The sequence below is a fragment of the Mastigocladopsis repens PCC 10914 genome, from assembly GCF_000315565.1.
Taxonomy (GTDB): domain Bacteria; phylum Cyanobacteriota; class Cyanobacteriia; order Cyanobacteriales; family Nostocaceae; genus Mastigocladopsis; species Mastigocladopsis repens.
The window spans coordinates 1010144-1029959 of record NZ_JH992901.1 but is presented as its reverse complement, the minus strand read 5'-3'; the positions used below and the strand labels follow the sequence as shown (position 1 = coordinate 1029959).

The window sequence follows — 19816 nt, the reverse complement described above, 5'->3', positions numbered from 1 at the left end:
TACTCGTTCATAAACCGCTTTGGGCGATGCTCCCAAAGGGAGCCGCCCAAAGGGCGATGGCATTTGGTAACGGGAGTGCTAAACCACATCCCCAGCGTTTCAGCGAGGGTCCTTCTTTTGGAAACCATTTATCATCCCATTGTTGCCAAGATTGATTTATCGAATCTTCGACAACATAAACAGTACCCGCAGGAACCGCATAACGTCCGCGAGACAAGAGTTTAGGTGCTTGAGAGTGCTGTTCTTCTTGCAGCTGTTGATTCTCACGATTTCCCAAACGGTAACGAAAGGGTATAGGACGTTCTGTAATTAAACCTTCTAGTGACCAAACTTTTGTCTCGTTGCTTTCTGGGTTTTCTTGTTCGTATTTTTGCTTATTACCTTTTTCCAAAAAAACAGGTTCTCGTTTAGATAAGCGATTGGAACCCCAAACTCCAGGTGTAATTAATGCAAAACTCTTTCCCACAGGTTGGTTGAGTAAATCTTGGACAGTCGGAGACAAGTCAACGCATTTAACATCGACCATGTGTCCCTCCCCTCCAAAGCGATACCAATCATTTTTGAGTTCGGTATTGGAAAGGTACACTAAACAAGCATCAGGATTTAATTGCACGGCATTTTCTAAAAACAAACTACCACGTTCTAAATCTTCATCAACTCTGCGTTCATCTTCTTTGAGTCGGGGGTGTAAGTGAGGAGTATATTCCCAAGGAGAAAACTCAACCGCAATTTTCACTGGTGGACTAGGTAAACCAAATTGAATGAATTTCCAATCTTGAATTGCAACCCAACTTCCTTTATCAAACTTACCAGATACAGATGGTAGCCAATAACCTGGACTTTCCTTGTTGTTGTTTTGTTCTTGACTGTTTTGCCATTGTAGTTGTTGTGTAACTGTACCAGTTTTGACCAATCGATTGAAAGGAGGACGTTTGGTCATGCGGCTTTTTATCAAGCAATTAAAGGGTGTGGGAACGTAAAAATTCTGTGGATTTTCACTCCAAGCCCAAAATGAACCGGCTAGTTGTAAATTCTTGAGGTGTTTTTCATCGCCTTTATAGTATGCTGCAAATAATCCGGATAAAGCTGCAGCACTAGGGGGAAAACTACTTCCAGAACGTCCTACTAAGTTTTCTGGTGAAAGGAATTTCCCGGCGCTACCGTAGAGAAAACCTAAAGGTTCGATGACTATCAAATATTTGAATGGAGGACGAGAAGAATTGTTTGATGGTGTAGAATTTTTTTCTACTGTTTCTACTGCTGACATAGGTGAAATCCCACTTTTGCAAGGTTAATAATCCAGTTGTTCAATGCTTTATTGACTTTGATATTATCTATTTCATCTGTATTTTCTTTTGTGTAATTTTTCCGTTGTCCCAAAATACCTGCTCTCATCAGTGTTAAGTCTGCGTCATCGTCGTGTAACCAATTAGAGTTCCACTTACAGAGACTTTGTCGCTTTATAAGGTTTGCTATTTCCTTTGAAAAATATATCTCCAATAAACCCATCGCCACATCTGTACTATCGTCATCGAAAGCATGACGCGATTCTAAAACAGCGACATCATTATATATATGCGTCCAGTTTGGTTTCTCTTGATTGTGTTCTCTATCGCGATAACTCGACAACAAACCAGCTTCTAAAAGCCACCAAGGACACACCCACTCTAAGTGATTACCGTTATTAAATAAGATGCGGAAAGCAATCCTATCTCTTCCGTTATTTTTTGCTGATTTTTCAGCCTCCCGACAATGTTGCAGTACATCTCGTTGTGGAATATCGGGTGAAGCCCAAACAAAACCAACGCTGACAGTAATTTTCTTTTGTTCTTCTTTGGCTTTATTTTCATGCCAAATCTTAGGTTTAAAATCCCTAAACCAATCAACACAATACCTTGGTTCTAATTTCTCCCCAGAATCATCCTTGTCATAAAATACACCTAAAAAATCATCGCCTCCAGCATAAATAACGCGACCTAATTTAAATGGTTTATTTTTGAACCATTTACCCCAATTTCGCATTTCTTCACTAAAATCATGGGTTTTTTCCGGAAATTTTTTCAGATATTCACCAGCTTTATCGCCATCTCCTTGGAACCAACCTTGAAAGCCTCTAGATTGCTGTGTTTGACTATCGGTGCCGTTTTTTTGCTTGTGTCTATTTAAATCTTTGAAGGATGACGGATGTAAATCTTTTGAAATTTGTTTGGTGTCCTCAATGAGTGGTTCAATATTTGCCCCATCTTGACCGAAAGTTAATCTAAAACGTTCAATTAACTTATTAGAAATGCTTTCATAGGTAATTATTCGCTTGATTAACTCAGGAATACTGAGTTCTTCCTTTGGATCGATGAATGATTCCCCTAATTTCTCGCTGAGTGCTTCGTAGAACCTCCTAACATCTTGCTTTTCTTGCTGGTAATCGTATTGACGAGGATCGGAAATTTGACCGAGTTTAGGATATGCGATCGCATCTGCACCAGAAAGGGTAGAACTCTCACCCTGCCAGTTTATCCCAGTCCAATCACGCCAGCGCTTTTTTTCATTCAGCTTTTCCCTCACATCACTTATACTCTGATTTGCTTGCCCTTGAACCCAGAAAAATTCCCATGCATATTTTGTCCACAAACCCCAACTTCTTTTCCAAGATCTATATTCCCATTCACCCTTAACATTCTCCTCAACCCAATCACGGCAACTTTCCGTAACGCATTTCCAAGCTGTTAAAAGCGCTAACTTCGCATTTTCTTCTGGGAAATCACCCTCGATAATAATTTGATTGGGCATTCCCTGAGTGATATTTGGTAAAGCTGGAGAAACGACTTTACAACCATGCTTTTCCGCAGCACTACAAATTATCCAAGATAAGTAAGAAAGTAGATAGGAACTCCCATACAAATCTCGCAACTTCCGCGATTTTTCGATAAATCCCTGCACAGGAGCAAAGGTAATGACTGTGTAAGTTTTGTTAGTCGTATTCAATCAAAAATAGCTCCCTTGTCTGCTAACTTTTTCTAAAGTATGGTAAAATTTGTCATATTGAATTTATAGAACCTACAAATCTTCTTGCCTTCTCAAACCACTTCAGAGTAAGCATTGGGTGGAAAAGGTAAAAAAGCATAGCAGCAAATCCCCATCTTTGAAAGAGTTGTTTTTATTACCAACTATGGATACGTCACTTTACGGTTTCTTCCGCTTTAACGATAAAAACCTTAACATTTCGTCAAATGAATCAATACCTCAGCGAGTGCTTTTATCATTAGACGACTAGATAAATCCTCTCCCCGTTCTAACCGATGAACGCTACCCGTCAGTAATGGTGCTGTTTCTAGCAGTTCGTTGGTGTTCTCCTTCCAGTCGTCAGCGAGAATAACCTCGTCTTTATCTGCATTTAACCTACTGTGAATCTTTGCAATAATTTTAAGATTTAATTTTTGACAAAAATCTTCCCACTCTGCAAACTTGGTTGTATCACCTGCAACGATAACTGCGTGGGATGCTGGCTGCATGATTGTCTGATTTTCTGGAGAGGTTTTACCGCCAACATCAACAATATTAATTAACTGATTCGCACTTTTGACCCATTTAGCGGCTTGTTCTGCGAATTCTGGGGTAAGTTCAGATTTCAGACAGGGTTTGTTATCGTTGGCTAATCCCTGATTTTGTTCGTAAGTTTTTTGATACCACGACCCTTCCCCATCCGGACAAGCGGTAATTACATAGGGATAAGGTGCATTCAAAGTCCCTAAAATCGCCTGTTTTAAACCTTCTCGCAAACAGGATTTTCCTGAATGTGAGGGACCGCACAACACGACTTTGATCATATTACGCTCTTGTTGCTTTTCTTCTGTTTCAATGACATCCCCCACTTTGTATGATGAACCGTGAGAAATAGTGGTTATGTAGCTTTTATATCTCACAGATCCAGTCTTTTTACTGATTTTACTGCCCAATTTTGGATCGAGAACGGCGATTACTTCGTATAAATGACTGAGTTTATGGGCAATAACATAACTTACAGCAACAGATTGCGCTCCGTCAATTAAGATACGTCTTCCTCCAGTAATTTCTCCAGAATCAATCATTTGGTTTAATAATTCGAGCGTATCTCTAACAATGCGATCGCCCTGTGCGGGTAAAGTTCGATTAAACCCTACTCGCAATACCTCACCTTCTAACGTCATCTGGTAACTGTACATATTTTGCGTTGGCTGTGTTCCTTTAGCAACAGCTTTAATATGGCATGGAAGTGGAAAAGGCGTTTTCCAGTTTTGGTACAGTCTCCTTCCGGGATCAGCATTCGTAAGAAACAAGATCCTTAAATAAGTACAACAGTTATGGACGCTCAATGAAAATAAACCTAGTTTAGATGGTCTAGATATTTACCTAGTCAATAACTTTTTACCAAACAATAAAATTTGGATCTTGACTTTTAGAATTTGGATTTTGAACGACTTTCTCCAAACTCTCCATCCCACAAAAATAACAATCATCAGACCGCAAATATTCGGTATTGACTTTGCGCCAATCGCTACCGGGAAACTCATAAATCCAGTCAATACCAGAATCTACATTCAAAAAACCGCTCACCATTCCGTGAATGACACCAACACCCGTACTCGCACAGATACTGTTTAGCCAAAATACTGCTGGATCATTCACACCTTCTAAATAACCCGCACCCGTAGCCATTTGATTAATTTCATCGGGTGCAGACTCTAAAGCTGCGCGTTGCAAGTTGATAATATTACCGCACATCAAACACCAACCACCGCCCAGAGGAGGAACGGTAACTCTGCAATACATTCGCGGTGTATTGTCTGATTTCACATCTATGTGGGTACCCAGACACACCAAAGGACGCATATATTTCAACGCTAACTCTTGAGCAACTTTTCGAGAAAGGTGATTGTCTGTTGCCACCACAATTAAATCACAACTTGCTATTTCTTGTTTAGCTAATTCACTTTCAATTGAGGTTGGTATGGCTTTGACACAAGAACCTTCACGATAAATTCTTTTGATAAGATGCTTGACATAATGCACTTTATGCCATTGTTGCTCTACCATTTCTTGTGTAGCACCAGGCATCCGGTTGAGATTAACTGTTTCCAATTTATCTGGATCGATTAATACCCAGTTCTTTACGCCCAAACGCCCCAACAATTCTGCAAAAACTGAACCAATACCACCACAACCAATTAATGCTACTTTGAGTCCATTAAGTCGCTTTTGATTAGCTTCCCCGAATATTTTTTGTCTAGCAAACATCAAATCTGTGTTCTTTATCACATCTCTATTTTCTTGGACTTCAAACAATGAATGACAGAATTTCACATTCTCAAACTTCCGTCCTTTTCTATCCCACATCCGAAATTGGCAAGATTGTAAACCCTCGTCAAATACCCCCGAAATCAAACGAGGTTTTTTGGGAAAACCAGACGCGATAAACCGCGCATATTTCGACTCATAGCGGTCATCAATATAGGAAAAATTAGGCATACCTCGACCTGCATGAGTATGAATGTGAACAACATTTAAACCTTGCAGAAGATGATTTTCCAGTAGATATGAATGAAAATGCTGTTTTAATACCAATCCACTGGTAGATTGATGTTCGTAGCAGTCAGAAGAAGGAACAACCCAAGTTTTAGGAATGTACCGGATTTTGCATTTTGAAACTTGATGCCGCTGACAAAAGAAAAAACCAATCACTTCTTCGTTAGACATCCGAGACTTGAGCATAGATTCCTGAAACTCAGACCACATTTTTGGGGGTATATGCAGAGAAATTTCAGTAGATTTTTTCATGGTTAGTTGTTGGTGGTTAGTGGTTATGTGTTAAAAAAATTCAATCTGACGGGTTATTGTGCAGAGAATACTCCCGTCAATCCTGGGAGCATCCCAAATGCGTAAAAACATATTTTGTCATTGCGAGCGTAATGAAATGAAGCGAAGCAACCGCAACATCTAAACTTTGCGATTGCTTCATTCCGCTTCGCTTCATTCGCAATGACAATCTATATCTTGGTAAAGTTGCAAAATTGGGATGCTCCCTCAATCCTCACTATTAATCGCGTGACGTGCTGTTACAAACAAAGTCGCAAGGTTATGACCTTTCTCAGAATTATTACTAGGTCTCCAAGAATTTAACCATACATCATGATTAAATCCTCCACCCAATCCCACACAATACCAATACCATCCTTCTTCACTTAAAAATGGCGCACCATAGTAACTTTGCCTGGTAAAGTGATGGTCTCCCTCTCCCACCGTATTCCACGGGTAATTTAGATAGCAACCAATAGGAGGAAGTCGTGGGTAATCTGGTGGTAACAAAAACAAAATATCTGTGTTAGAAACCGTGAACTTTTTAGAAGACAAAGGCATTCCCTTGATCAGAACAGCCGTATATTTTATATCGCCAACTGTCTTACTACCAACAATTACATTCTTGGCGACTTTTTCTAACAGCTTGAGTTCTTCTCTGATTCTCGTACTCGGCTTAAACCCAAATTTATCTTGGCTAATTGTAACTGCCATACTTCACCTTCAAAATATTTCACAAACAAAAATCCAATAACCCAAAATCCAAAATTGTATTACCCTTTTACAATTTTGGGCACAGTCCAAACCTTTGAACCTTCTTTGAGTGCTTCGTTATTTTTTAGAGGACGAGTACCGCCAAAACCCTCCTCCATCACATCATCCTGACCAATTTCCGGCAATCTTTTTCTTAAATTTTCTACAGTTGTACCTTCTGGTAAATCTACCAGTTTGCCATTAACAATTGCTCTCATTTAGTTTCCTCACTGTAATCTAAATAGTTTGATTTATGAGTTGAAGCTTGACACGTCATGTCTCTATACCAGGAAATTGTTTTTATTCCTAGTACAATGTTGTTGAATTGATGTCAAGTTTAGCTTTGTGAATTCTGTGTGTTTTTGAGGCTGATTTTTGTCATATCCCGATTGATTATTCATGCTAAACATAAACCACAAGCCTACCAACCCTATAACACTGCTAATCTTGAAAACTAGCAATTGTTTAGCTTGCTTTGATGTCACCTCCTCCAAAAAACCAATTCTTTTATCAAGCTTTTGTAGATAAGATTTGGCAGTATTTACCTCCTGGTTTACCTTTTGCGAGTATTGTGTGTAGTCTTGTCTGCTAATAGCACTCACCTGAGATTCTAAATTCTCGCAACGTCGAATTATTTTTTCAGTTTTTTGTGTAAGTTCTTCTAACTGATTTAGTTCTTGATTAATTAACTTGCCATTTACTGTGTTCATAAGTAACTCCCTTACTTTTTCTGACTGCATTCATGAATCAAAGACATTAGAACTACCAATGCGGTGATAATTTTGTCTGGTATCATGCTGGTCAAATTTATCAAACACCTCAGTTAGATCCACTACACTATTAGCCGAATTTTTTAACTCACTTCCTAGAGATTGTTCAACTGAAGCTACCTCAACCCGAATTCCCCTTCTTCTCAGTTTTTCTGCTAAATAGGCAAAATCAGAATCTCCTGTCACCAAAACAACAATATCTGGTTTAATTTCTAAAGCCAATTCAATAGCATCCATAGCCATCACAACATCAACGTTATTTTCGTATTCATCTCCCTTAGCTTTACCTTCTTTAGTCACAACTAAAAAACCATTACTTCTTGCCCAGTAGATAAATTTTTCTTTGTTTTTTCGCTGTTCTTCAAACCTTTCTTTAGCGGGAGGTAAACCAAGATAAATTACCATTTCTAGCAGTTCTCTCCCCTCTTTTGGGTCTGCTAAATAGTCCCGCACTTTATGCCAGTTTATTTTGCGATTAAAATTTTGTGCTGCCATAAAAGCGTTATCACCATCTGCAAGAATCATCACCCGACGAGTATTTACCATACACTCTCACTATTTCTTTTGGGTTTGTGTTTTCTTATTTATGATTAAAACTCATTGGTGGAAAATGCTCTTTCCTCTTTTTCTTTACTCAGATTACCCACTTCCTTAAAAAGTCGGGAATCTTGACTATAATTCAATACAGTTCAGATCAGATGGTTTGCGGGTGCGATTGGGCACAGTCTTTACACCTATAAAATTTTCACAAATAACCTTTAACCGAGGACTATATAGCAACGGACAAGAAGCTTAGGACAACAATCAATTCACAATGTACGCTGTTGAAGGTGTCTACCGCCGACTTGTCCTAACGGCTTTGGCGACTGCTATAACTGGAAACATCGCTTTCCACTAACGCACTAAATTAAAGACATCAAAGCCAAAGATTAGCGAGTAGTAGAAATGAAACGTACTCAATTATTCCCAATCACAATGGTTGTATCTCTAGCGTGCATCTTGACTGGAACTACTAGTAGACAACCTCTACTGAGAGTGTTGGGTGAAATAGCTGCATTGGGAGCTATTTCTAGAGAAATCTTAGTCAAGCAGCACAAATTAGATGCCAATAACCAGAAGCAATTAACTCTATTAACCAAAGAAAATAGCTGCCTGCAAGCGAAACTTTCTGACGCACAGGGTGAATTAAATAAACTTGAGAAAAAAGTCAAAACTCAAAATACCTGCCAGCGTCTTTATCTTTCTAAAATAGATAAACTGCAGCATCAACAAAAAGTCATTTTAGGAAATATTGCTCAACTTGAAAAGTTAGCAAATCAAACTGCTCCTAAATCTGAAAATCATCTACCAATTTCTCAAAAATTATCAGTGAAATCTCTTCCCGATACTCAAACATCGGTAACTCGTGTTTATATTGATGGCAATAATTTAAGTTTTGCTCTCGATAGCTTGCATATTGAAGTTGATTATAATGCCTTGCGGGTAGAACTTTCTCAAAATGCAACTGTTACCACTTTTAAATATTACACTGGTGTTCATTCACCCATAAGTGAAGGACAAAAACGTTTTATTAGTTATTTAGAACGTTTACGTTATGAAGTTATTGGACTTCCTATTTTACCTCGACCTGATAGCAATACTGTTAAAACTGTTGGTGATGATGTAAAAATTGCTGTTGATATGTTGGGAGAAGTGAAACAGCAAGATAGGGTGATTCTTGTGAGTGGTGATGGTGATTTTAGACCTGCTCTTGAGGAAATTCAACGACGTGGTGCAGAAGTAACCGTAGTTGCGAAAAAGGCTATGTTAAGCCAGCAGCTTTTAGAAATAGCCAATGATGTGATTTTTTTGGATGATATTCAATACAAAATTGCTAAGTATACTAAGTTGAATGTGGCGTGAGTAACTTCGTAGCGATGTTTTTAGTAAAAAATCCCTCCAGAAAATGGAGGGTTTATTTTTTGATTTATTACCCCTTCGTCAAATTCCAACTAATCCGATTTAACCCAATCGGTAGGGAACTGGGACATATTCCGTGCAAACAGTTTGGTTTCCAACTAATCCGATTTAACCCAATCGGTAGGGCTGCCCGAGGGCTTTCCCGACATACCCCAAGTTGTTTCCAACTAATCCGATTTAACCCAATCGGTAGGGACTTGGCTCCATTGATCCGGCTTCTGCCGACTCATTTGTTTCCAACTAATCCGATTTAACCCAATCGGTAGGGGAAAACTGGGTGCCAACCCAGGAAAGGATCCCAATGTTTCCAACTAATCCGATTTAACCCAATCGGTAGGGTGTTGAATGACATGCTGTTCGAAATGAGAGTCGCAGGTTTCCAACTAATCCGATTTAACCCAATCGGTAGGGCAATCGTTGCTGCTGCTTCCGCTATCGCCGCTATCGCGTTTCCAACTAATCCGATTTAACCCAATCGGTAGGGTTGCCCAGCCGGCAGGAGGAAGAGGAAGAGGAAGGTTTCCAACTAATCCGATTTAACCCAATCGGTAGGGGCGTTGGAATTATCGAACTGGAAAGATAACCTTTCCAGTGTTTCCAACTAATCCGATTTAACCCAATCGGTAGGGAGTTGTATATCGCCTTGACGGAAATGAAGTCAGCACGTTTCCAACTAATCCGATTTAACCCAATCGGTAGGGTCAACGATCATTCCAGCATAGGCGGTGAGTGGACGGGCATCGTTTCCAACTAATCCGATTTAACCCAATCGGTAGGGTTGAAGCCCACTTTGCACCTGTGAACGCTAAAGCCATGTACTCGTTTCCAACTAATCCGATTTAACCCAATCGGTAGGGATTATCGTTTACCTGTTCGGATGGTTCTTGCAAAATCAGGTTTCCAACTAATCCGATTTAACCCAATCGGTAGGGGTGAAGATAGCGTTCTCTACGGACGACAATCCGTGGTTTCCAACTAATCCGATTTAACCCAATCGGTAGGGTGTAGGTAAAAACGTAGATTTACTAGCATCTTGGTTTCCAACTAATCCGATTTAACCCAATCGGTAGGGGGTCGCGCAACCCCAAGCTGTCCCCCGAATTATTAACGTTTCCAACTAATCCGATTTAACCCAATCGGTAGGGAAGGAATTACCCAAAACCAAGAAGTGGAAACCTGTTGTTTCCAACTAATCCGATTTAACCCAATCGGTAGGGTTTTTAAACTAGCAAGATGCTCCGTGCATTGGATTGGTTTCCAACTAATCCGATTTAACCCAATCGGTAGGGTGGGGGAGGGTGCGACCTGCATGCGCTTGTAGCTTGTTTCCAACTAATCCGATTTAACCCAATCGGTAGGGTTGATGGAAACCGGCATGTCGGCTGAAAGTGATGTACGTTTGTTTCCAACTAATCCGATTTAACCCAATCGGTAGGGTTGATTGTTGCTGGTTTTTTGATTGTCACGCCTGCACAAGCGTTTCCAACTAATCCGATTTAACCCAATCGGTAGGGGTGGTTCTTTCTTTTATTGGTTCCTCTACTGTAATTGGTTTCCAACTAATCCGATTTAACCCAATCGGTAGGGAGTTCGTTTAGCAGCCCTTACCCAGTAAGGATTTCAGCCGCCAAATCGACACCACTCTAAAAAACATTATAAATGTTGTGCAAAATGGAGCAACACACATACCTCAAACCTTTGCCCTACAAGCAATCGACACCACTCAACGAAAAATATAGGGTTTTGGCGATTTGGCGAGTGGTGTCGATGCACCACCTAAAAATCACCCCTAATCTTCCCCAAACCTAGATGACATAATACTTTGGCGGTGGTTGAGGTGTTTCCCCACCAATAGTCAGCACTCTCGACACTGCTTCTTGCGATATCCAGTAAAACCGCACATTATCCTCCACTGGTTTCACTAACTTTTTCACCTTTGCATAAAGTTCTCGCATTTCCTCCAAACTTAAAAAACATTCAAACACAGAAAGTTGGACTCTTCGCCCATATCCCTCTAAAAAATTAGATAACTTCGTGCGCCTTTTATCATCAGGAATATCATACACAACAAGCACCAGCATTTACACGGCTCTTAAAAAAGGTTCATAGGGAACCCCCGACAACAAACACCGTTTATATCGTCTTACTTGTAATTGAATTGCATGGCGATAAGTTATTTGAGATTGCAAATCTGGATGAGAGACCTCTTCATTCATCCGGGTTTCAAATTGTTTAAGAAAGACTCGTCTTGCTGACTGATTTAAATAGACTCCTCCCGTGCTAGGAACTATGTCAAAATCTTGTGGTTTGAGTAAAGAATGATTAATAATATTTAAGACCAAACTATCAACAATAACCGACCTCATCTCCTCCATTAAATCAAAGGCTAAATAAGGTTTTTGCTTTTCCCCATAGTGAAAATTCCCCAAATAAGGAGAAAGTCCTTCAGCAATAAGAAAACTTAAAACATTGTTAAATAACAGCGTGTAACCAAAACTCAATAAAGAATTGACTGGGTCTGTGGGTGGTTGACGGTTACGCAGAGAAAATTCAAATTTAGAATTAGTCATTAACTGACCAAAAGCCGGAAAATATCTCGCAGCAGCTATCCCTTCATAACCACGTAACGCATCTAAATTAGAGACTAAATCCAACGAGTCGATATCTTGACTAATTCCAAAAATAGCTTTTTCTACTTCTGTGACTTTACGCTTGCGATTAAATCGCAATAATAGCTGTTTGGAATTCATCAATTTACCGAAAACAATTGCTTTCGAGACCTGAAATTGAAAGCTATCGTCATTGCGTCTCTCAATTTGGATTAATTGATTATCTAAATTCGTTGATTCTTCGCTCCATAAATGACCGTGATATTGACCACTTTGACTGAGGAATAATACAGGAATTTCTTGTTGTAAACAAGCTTGAATCACGGGTGTTGATAATTGAATGTTGCCAAAAACGAGAATTTGCTGCACTTCTCGAATTGGGACTTCAAGTTTAGGTTTTTCTGAAACATGAATAATAAAGCGTTGGTAGTCTTTATAGATATTTGTGCCTTGTTCAATGAGATAGATAGCTGCCATTTCTTGATGCCAAATATTTTTTTGAGAAATACTGTTATCCTCTTCACTTTGAGGAGGTAATTCTGTCTCTATTTCTGCAAGAAAGGGTTGATGTAGGGTCGCAATATTTCTCACATACGCGATATTTTCGTTCCCCGACTCCAGCTTAGGAATAGCTTCAGAGACACTCTGCTTCTCGTCATCTGTAAGCATCCCATTTTGGCGAGCGCCCGCACTTCGTGCCGCTTCGCTAACAGACTGGAAATCTGGGGCTACAAAAACAAAGTTTGGCTTCGCAGGCTCAACATAAGTCCGCGTAGGCGGACTTGGTTTGTGTAGCAGCGAATTCCATTCGCCATATGTTTCTGCGATATTTTCCTTAGTTCCCTGGCTTCCTTCCCCAGATTTAGGACTTTTTTTTTACTACTACTTTGAACTTTATTTTGTTTTTCTATAGCAGATTTCAGCTTCACCTCGTTAACATTCACAGGAAAAATGGCATTATCTAAAAAACCATGACCTAAAAACCGAAACCCACGCCCAAAATGAGTAATTTGGGTTTTCTCTACATTTATCATTAATCCCATCGAACCCAACAAATTGATGATTTCTAACTTGGCTTGCAAAATCCGCTCTTGAGTATGCGATAAAACCAGAAAATCATCTGCATAACGTACAAGTTTTAAATCAGTTCCGCTCACCCATTCATCAAACTCATGTAGATAAATATTCGCCAAAATCGGGGAAATAACCGCACCTTGAGGAATACCTTTTTGTGGTAAAACTAACCCCTCTGCAGTTAACACTCCAACTGATATCCAAGATTTAATCAAACATAAAATTCCCGGATTATCTATATATAGCCTGACTTCTTTTAATAACCTGTGATGGTCGATATTATCAAAAAATTTAACTATATCCCCATCTAACACCCAGTGATATCCCATATCTCGCCAATCGGCGATTTTTTCTACCGCATTGAGATAGGATAAATTGGGACGATAAGCAAAACTAGCAGGTGAAAATTTATCCTCCATTAATGGATACAGTATATTTAATAAAGCCTGCTGCACAATTCTATCCCGTACTGTTGGTATTTTTAACTCTCTTTGAGTGCCGTTTTTTTTTGGGATAATTACCTGTTTGCAAGGAGAGGGTTGATAAGTACTATGAGCGACAGCATTTAGTAATTGATAAATATTAAGGGTTTGATTGCGAGCAAAACTATCAATAGTTTCTCCATCTACCCCTGCACAGCCGCGATTTTCGGCTACCTTTTGCCAAGCACGTTGAAAATTATTAATATCAAGAAACCTGCTAGCAATATCAATCATATTTCACATTCTCCCACTCACAAACAATGCGATTTAATTCTTCTACTGACCATGAATTAGCATCACTTCCTAAAAACAAGTCCAGCAAAGTGCGGTAATACCATAAAGTCCCATCTCTACCACCTTTAAACTTTTGCCAGACAGCTTCTCCTTCTTTATATAAATCGCTCAAAATACAACGCGCATTATGCAATTTATCCGCTAGCACTACCCTACGAATCGAAGCTGAAGCATGACGCAACTTTTCAATATATTGCTGTTTGCGTTCTTGCCAAGGTGGCTTTGGTATCGTATCTGTATCAGTGCAACCATCAACTATTTCACAGACTCTTTCACCAAACATATTTAAAATAACTTCGCGGGTTGCTTTCCCTCCTTGGTCTTCGATCGCATCATGTAATAATGCTGCTATGGCTTCATCTTCATCACCACCATCTTCTAATACCAGCGCTGCTACACTTAATAGATGGCTAATGTAAGGTACGTTACCTCCTCCTTTTCTAGTTTGTTTGGCGTGAAGTCTGGTGGCGTAAACCAAAGCTTGTTCAAAACGATGTGTTAATTTTGATGTTTCTGTTGCGTTTAAGTTCATGGTATGATTCCCCTGATTAGTTCTCAAGCTTCTTATTTATAAAGTTTGTAAGTCGCTTCTATATCTTCTGCCATGCGCTGTCGAAAATCCCAAGGTAAGATAACCTCTACCTTCGGTCCCCAAGCTCGCAAACGCATCACGATATTATTATCATTAACGCGATAATCGACTTTGCAGTAAATATCGTTTGGTGAACGAGCTTGTAAGGTTGAAAGCAGATGTTTTTGTTGTGTTGATGCTGAAGGAGTGTAAGATTTCACCAATTTCTCAACCTGTTGACGGGTAATTTTTGTAAACATTTCGTCGCGTTCGGTTCCTTTGATGTTATTTCCATAAAAATACTGGTCAAATTTTAATACTAGTAACTCCTGTGGTTGGTAGATATCAAATCCCCAAGCATCTGACATTTTTTGTTTAATATCATCAGGAGTTGGTGGATATTGCCCTTGACATTTATCTAAAAAGTGTTTGGGGATATCTGCATAATCTACATGATTTTTTGGCAATTCATCTAATTTGAGAATTCGGTCAAGGCGATAGTCATACCAATCTATTTTGCTCCAACGGTTTTCGTCATCTTGCTTGGGAGTTTGACCATAAGCAAATAGATAAGGTGCGCGTTGGTAGTAGTAAATGCAAACAGGATAAACAATACAATCAACAGTATCATGAAATAGTTTGGCACTTTGATAAGTTAACTTCACCAACGGTATTTTATCTTGTGCCCAAATATTTTTTAACTGCTTTTGCAGTAACTCAACGCGCTCATATAGCCGGGGATGAACTATATATTCTGCATGAATGAAAAATCGCTGAATACCATTAATTGGTTGAGATAATGAATTATTGAAAGCAGATAATTCTTCATTTGTAAACTGTTCGTTAGGAATTTCTACTTCTTGAAGACGAGCCAAGAAAAACTCAGGAAACCTATCTACTTTAAAGTATTCAACTTTATTTCCTTTTTCTAGAGTGTTTGTTTTTTTTAACCATCCAAAATTGATTAATGATTGAAAGTCATGTTCTTTCAAATTTCGGCTGGTTACAGCAAATAAACGCCCATTAGATAAAGATTTAGAAAACCGCTGAGATTTTTGTCTGTCATTAATAGTAACTTCGTTATATTGCTGACTATTTTTTTTGCAACAACTCATGATTCCAGTCAAGAGTAAACTTTCTAATTCATCAGGTTGGATGGAATAATATTTTTGGAATGACACAGACCATTGACTTTTCTCAATACTTAGACTTGATGCAAACAACCACTCAGTTAATTTTGTGGTGCAGCGACATTCTTCATGATGTAAAATTGGAGCTTTATCGCGTGAATGTTGCTTTGTTGCATCTAGAAAAAATAAATCGCGCCATTGAAGGAAAGTAAATTTTTCTTCTAATTCTAATTTAACTCCATCACCATCATCTCCATAAATAGAACGTAAAATAACCCATAATCTTACCGCTTTCGCTAAGTTTTGTTTTAAGGAACCTGGCGTTAATAACTTTAAGACTTCCACACTGGGAGGATAGTTAAAAACTTCTCTCTTCATAGTGGGTGCTGCTGCTTGTGGGTGTATGTTTCTAGATTAACAGCAGGTGGAAAAGGCTATTTCCATTTCATACGGAGGCAGATCAACTATTTTGAGGTGTGATATGCGAAGCAATACCCCTGGCGTATCGCAACGAAAATATTTGAATTTATTGAGAATGTAGTCTTTATTCTAGATCCGAGAAGCTCCCGTTATAGCGCAAGCTTAACGGGAGAGAACGTTACACTTGCATGAAACTGCATTTCAACTTATAAAGTCATGAGTTATGGGCTACTAATAACTAATAACTAATGACGAATGACTGATATGCAGTTTCAGCTTGGCAGAAATCGGCGTAAGGCATCCTGGGCACAAGGATTACTGTACAGTTTGACCCTCACTTTGGGTTGGGGTGCGGCAATGCCCTCTACCTTAGCAGCCCAAACAGTTACCATCCGCCTGGGACCATTTCAGCAGTCGGTAGAGATCGCAGACTTAGAAAAGTTTGCCAAAACCGGGAGACTACCAGAAGGGCTGCAAGTCTTCTCATCGGTGTTAACACCTGAAGTGCGAGAATTACTGACTAAGCGATTGGAAGTTGATCCTGCTGTTGCGGACAAGTTCATCGACGAGCTGGTGCGATCGCCTGGAGGTAGACAGTTCATCTCATCCATAGGCGGAGCAATACCAGGCAGTACCGTAGAAAGCATCAAGGCAGCGCTAAATTTTGCATTGCGGCAAGCCAACGGTTTTAGCGCGCTGAGTTTCTTGCGAGCTTACCCAGCAGAGAATATAACCGTAGACGCTACTAAAGCTATCGGTTTTGCAGTAGAATTTAACCCAAATCACTTACAAAGTCAAGCCCTGGGTCTGTTACTAGAACGAGAGTTGTCTGCCAAAAGTAACATCCCCTTCAAAGCAGCATTCGATCCAGCAGCGCTGGGTCATGAAATCGTACAGCAGCAGACAATCGTCTTGAATGACCGACAGCGTAACCGTACTATTCCTGTAGACATTTATTGGAGTCAAGGTAAAACCGAAGACCCACTGGTTGTCCTCTCCCATGGCTTTGGGGCAAATCGGAGATTTTTGAACTATCTAGCACGTCATTTAGCTTCTCATGGCATGAATGTTGTTGCTCTTGAACATCCTGGTAGCAACGTCGCTGCTGTTAGTACTTCAGATACAAAGAATTTGGCACAGATCCTACCTGCTACTGAATTTATTAACCGACCAAAAGATGTCAGCTTTGTGCTGGATGAACTGGCAAAACTGAAGACTCAACCTGGACAATTTCAAAGCACATTAAACACTGAAAAAGTTACTGTCATTGGTCACTCTTTGGGAGGTTATACAGCTTTGGCTTTGGTAGGAGGAGAGGTAGACTTAGAGGAATTGCGTAAGTTCTGTAAAGATTCTTTAAATATCAGCGAAGCTCCTGGTGACTGGTTGCAGTGCGCCGCTGCTTCCTTACGAGATAACAAACTGAGGTTGCAAGATGAGCGAGTCAAGAGTGCGATCGCTCTTAACCCCCTAGTAGGCAAACTCTTTGGCAAAAAAGGTCTAACTCAAGTCACCAAGCCAGTCTTAGTCTTAACTGGAACCGAAGACGCCCTCACCCCAGCGCTGAAGCATCAAATAGAACCTTTTATCCAACTACGGGGTGAGAAATATCTGTTAACTGCTATTGGTGGCACTCACTTGAGTATTAGTGATCCAATATACCCAGCCAGTGCAGCCACCACTATTGTCAAAGAACGGCGAGGTGAAGAAACCAAATCTTTACGTCAATTAACCAAAGGTGTCAGTTTGGCGTTTATCAAACAACTCACACCAGAAGCGAAAATTTACCAACCTTTTTTAAAACCAGCTTACGCTCAATCTCTCTCTACACCTGAGCTACCGTTGCGTCTTGTTTCCGAGTTACCAGCAAGTATCAAAACGTGGTTGGAGCCTGTGGAAAAATAGCTTAATTCTATCATATGAAGTGGGTATTTTGCCCACCTCATATGATATCTCCTCCAGTTAAACACTTATGATTATCATTGTAAAATTAATTACAAAAAATATGCTTGAACACGCAACTCCCTTGGTGATTTAATAGCCATGTCCAATGCCAAATGGTTGCAAATGTTGTTTACTTTTCTCCAGACTCTTGCCTGGTACTGCAACTTGTGATAATTACATTACACATTCTGGACATTAGACTGAAGATAGGACATGGTAGTGCCGTGTCCTTACGGTTAATTCCGTCAAACGAATAGGAGAGTACATGGAACCAATTATTGCCATAGTCTTAGTGCTTATAGGATATGCATTAGGGTCTGCAAAACTTGTGAATCAAGGCAATGAAGCCTTAGTTGAACGCTTGGGGCGGTATCATCGCAGACTAAGACCAGGACTAAACTTTATTGTTCCCTTGCTAGATCAGATTGTGATGGAGGACACAACACGAGAGCAGTTTTTAGACATTAAACCTCAAAACATCATCACCAAAGATAATATCTACTTGGAAGTTGATGCTGTCGTGTTCTGGCGCATCAAAAACATAGAGAAGAGCTTTTATGAAATTGACGACCTCCAAGGGTCTCTGACACAGCTTGCGACAACAACGCTGCGGGAAGTCATTGCCCAAAATACCTTGGAGGAAACCAACGTTTCCAGAGCTGAGATGGACAGAGCCTTATTAGACGAGTTGAATCGGACAACGGCAGACTGGGGAGTTGATATTCTCCGGGTAGATATTCAGAGTATTACACCGCCTGAGAGCGTGCGGAAGTCAATGGAAGAGCAGCGGGCAGCGGAAATTAATAGCCGCGCTGCAATTTTAGAAGCAGAAGGGCAGCGGCAAGCGGCAATTAAGAAAGCAGAAGGTACCAAAACCTCAATGCAAATCATCTCTGAAGTCTTGCGCTCCAGTCCTGAAAGTAAGGAAATTCTGCGCTATCTCGTGGCTCAAGATTACATCAATGCCAGCTACAAACTGGGTGAAAGCCAGAATGCCAAAGTTGTCTTTGTAGACCCAGGCAAAGGCGGTGAAATGATGGATTTGATTTCCGAGTCAATATCTGAAGAAGGTAATGGCAAGAGTAATGAAAATGGTTCTACCTAGTTTGGCAAGACTTGCAAAGATTGTCGGAAAATTGCATCAGCAACCAAAGATACATCGCGCATTTCTTTAACATCGTGAACTCGGAGGATATCAGCCCCATTAAAGATAGCAGCACAACACGCCGCCGCCGTTCCCCAGACTCGCGCTTTCGGGTCTGGTTGATTTAAAATGCGACCAAGGAAACTTTTACGTGATGCTCCTACTAAGATAGGACAGTTGAGTTGACGTAACTCCGGTAAACGGCGAAAAATTTCTAAATTTTGCTCGGAGTTCTTAGCAAAGCCGATACCTGGGTCGATAATTATTTTTCCTTTATCAATACCCGCAGCCGTGGCTGCGGTAATTTGTTTTGTCAAAAAACTATAAATCTCTTCTATCAAATCCTGATAATCAGTGAATTGTTGCATTGTCTGCGGGTTTCCCCGAATATGCATCAATATTATTGGCACACCCATACTCGCTATAGTCGGCAACATTTGTGGGTCAAACGTACCGCCGGAAATGTCATTAACTATATCTGCACCTGCTTCCACCGCAGCCTTGGCAACAGAGGAGCTTGTTGTATCTACAGAAATCGGCACTGGTATTTCTTTTCGCATAACTCGTACCACTGGCAGGACTCGCTCGATTTCTTCTGCAAGAGTTATTTGCTCTGCTCCTGGTCGAGTTGATTGACCACCGACATCGATAATATCTGCACCACCTGCTACCATTGCTTGTGCCTGTGTTACAGCAGCAGTGATTGTATTGAATTCTCCACCATCACTAAAACTATCAGGCGTGACATTGAGAACCCCCATGAGATATGTTCGCTGTCCCCACTCAAAACAGCGTTCTCTTATGATCAACTTGCGTGTCATAAATTAATAACGAGTG

At 40.1% G+C, this 19816-nt stretch carries 18 protein-coding genes and 1 CRISPR repeat array; of the genes, 4 read left to right on the top strand and 14 right to left on the bottom strand.

The features are described from left to right. Nucleotides 1–7: 7 nt before the first annotated feature. The 8 genes from MAS10914_RS0106880 to MAS10914_RS0106845 form a co-directional block, all read right to left on the bottom strand. On the bottom strand, nt 8–1267 hold the full coding sequence (locus MAS10914_RS0106880; protein WP_017315175.1) for a type III-B CRISPR module-associated Cmr3 family protein: 1260 nt from the start codon (nt 1265–1267) through the stop codon (nt 8–10). After that, nucleotides 1255–2982 carry a Cas10/Cmr2 second palm domain-containing protein gene (locus tag MAS10914_RS0106875; protein ID WP_017315174.1) on the bottom strand — a complete coding sequence of 576 codons (1728 nt, stop codon included), beginning with the start codon at nt 2980–2982 and terminating at the stop codon, nt 1255–1257. The genes MAS10914_RS0106880 and MAS10914_RS0106875 overlap by 13 nt, the downstream gene beginning before the upstream one ends. A gap of 230 nt (nt 2983–3212) precedes the next feature. Beyond that, nucleotides 3213–4199, bottom strand: coding sequence for a hypothetical protein (locus tag MAS10914_RS0106870; RefSeq protein WP_017315173.1), 987 nt, complete (start codon nt 4197–4199; stop codon nt 3213–3215). A gap of 202 nt (nt 4200–4401) precedes the next feature. After that, nucleotides 4402–5811, bottom strand: a complete 1410-nt coding sequence (locus MAS10914_RS29745; protein ID WP_017315172.1) for a HesA/MoeB/ThiF family protein — start codon at nt 5809–5811, stop codon at nt 4402–4404. Between the two features lie 246 nt (nt 5812–6057). Beyond that, nucleotides 6058–6543 (bottom strand): E2/UBC family protein, encoded by a 486-nt coding sequence (locus MAS10914_RS0106860; RefSeq protein ID WP_017315171.1) that lies wholly within the window; start codon nt 6541–6543, stop codon nt 6058–6060. 59 nt (nt 6544–6602) lie between these two features. After that, nucleotides 6603–6800: a hypothetical protein gene (locus MAS10914_RS0106855; protein WP_017315170.1), complete on the bottom strand. Its 198-nt coding sequence runs from the start codon at nt 6798–6800 to the stop codon at nt 6603–6605. A gap of 63 nt (nt 6801–6863) precedes the next feature. Next, nucleotides 6864–7292, bottom strand: coding sequence for a DUF3810 family protein (locus tag MAS10914_RS29740; protein ID WP_051151143.1), 429 nt, complete (start codon nt 7290–7292; stop codon nt 6864–6866). Nucleotides 7293–7322: 30 nt separating this feature from the next. Further along, nucleotides 7323–7877: a LabA-like NYN domain-containing protein gene (locus MAS10914_RS0106845; protein WP_232224120.1), complete on the bottom strand. Its 555-nt coding sequence runs from the start codon at nt 7875–7877 to the stop codon at nt 7323–7325. Nucleotides 7878–8297: 420 nt separating this feature from the next. Between MAS10914_RS0106845 and MAS10914_RS0106840 the strand changes: the two genes are divergently transcribed. Both MAS10914_RS0106840 and MAS10914_RS33980 read left to right on the top strand, forming a co-directional pair. Then, complete coding sequence (locus tag MAS10914_RS0106840) at nt 8298–9254, top strand: LabA-like NYN domain-containing protein (RefSeq protein ID WP_017315167.1); 957 nt, start codon at nt 8298–8300, stop codon at nt 9252–9254. Between the two features lie 81 nt (nt 9255–9335). Then, nucleotides 9336–10898: a CRISPR direct-repeat array (repeat unit 36 nt; unit sequence GTTTCCAACTAATCCGATTTAACCCAATCGGTAGGG). A gap of 84 nt (nt 10899–10982) precedes the next feature. Beyond that, nucleotides 10983–11120 (top strand): hypothetical protein, encoded by a 138-nt coding sequence (locus tag MAS10914_RS33980; RefSeq protein ID WP_156818103.1) that lies wholly within the window; start codon nt 10983–10985, stop codon nt 11118–11120. Here MAS10914_RS33980 and cas2 read toward each other — a convergent pair. From cas2 to MAS10914_RS0106815, 5 genes are read right to left on the bottom strand one after another with little or no spacing between them, the layout of a single operon-like run. Continuing rightward, nucleotides 11117–11392: a CRISPR-associated endonuclease Cas2 gene (gene cas2, locus MAS10914_RS0106835; RefSeq protein ID WP_017315166.1), complete on the bottom strand. Its 276-nt coding sequence runs from the start codon at nt 11390–11392 to the stop codon at nt 11117–11119. The genes MAS10914_RS33980 and cas2 overlap by 4 nt on opposite strands. Next, nucleotides 11393–12589 carry a CRISPR-associated endonuclease Cas1 gene (cas1, locus tag MAS10914_RS0106830; protein WP_017315165.1) on the bottom strand — a complete coding sequence of 399 codons (1197 nt, stop codon included), beginning with the start codon at nt 12587–12589 and terminating at the stop codon, nt 11393–11395. It lies immediately after the preceding gene. 59 nt (nt 12590–12648) lie between these two features. Then, nucleotides 12649–13710, bottom strand: coding sequence for a reverse transcriptase domain-containing protein (locus tag MAS10914_RS0106825; protein ID WP_017315164.1), 1062 nt, complete (start codon nt 13708–13710; stop codon nt 12649–12651). After that, nucleotides 13703–14302, bottom strand: coding sequence for an HD domain-containing protein (locus MAS10914_RS0106820; protein WP_017315163.1), 600 nt, complete (start codon nt 14300–14302; stop codon nt 13703–13705). Before MAS10914_RS0106820 ends, MAS10914_RS0106825 begins: the two co-directional genes overlap by 8 nt. A 32-nt stretch (nt 14303–14334) precedes the next feature. Then, nucleotides 14335–15849 carry a TIGR03985 family CRISPR-associated protein gene (locus MAS10914_RS0106815; RefSeq protein ID WP_017315162.1) on the bottom strand — a complete coding sequence of 505 codons (1515 nt, stop codon included), beginning with the start codon at nt 15847–15849 and terminating at the stop codon, nt 14335–14337. A 306-nt stretch (nt 15850–16155) separates the two neighbouring features. Between MAS10914_RS0106815 and MAS10914_RS0106810 the strand changes: the two genes are divergently transcribed. Beyond that, nucleotides 16156–17796 (top strand): alpha/beta hydrolase, encoded by a 1641-nt coding sequence (locus MAS10914_RS0106810; RefSeq protein ID WP_026082379.1) that lies wholly within the window; start codon nt 16156–16158, stop codon nt 17794–17796. Between the two features lie 304 nt (nt 17797–18100). After that, nucleotides 18101–18940 (top strand): SPFH domain-containing protein, encoded by an 840-nt coding sequence (locus tag MAS10914_RS0106805; protein WP_017315160.1) that lies wholly within the window; start codon nt 18101–18103, stop codon nt 18938–18940. On the opposite strand, the gene folP is transcribed toward MAS10914_RS0106805, so the two are convergent. Continuing rightward, nucleotides 18937–19800 carry a dihydropteroate synthase gene (gene folP, locus MAS10914_RS0106800; protein ID WP_017315159.1) on the bottom strand — a complete coding sequence of 288 codons (864 nt, stop codon included), beginning with the start codon at nt 19798–19800 and terminating at the stop codon, nt 18937–18939. The genes MAS10914_RS0106805 and folP overlap by 4 nt on opposite strands. Nucleotides 19801–19816 lie beyond the last annotated feature (16 nt).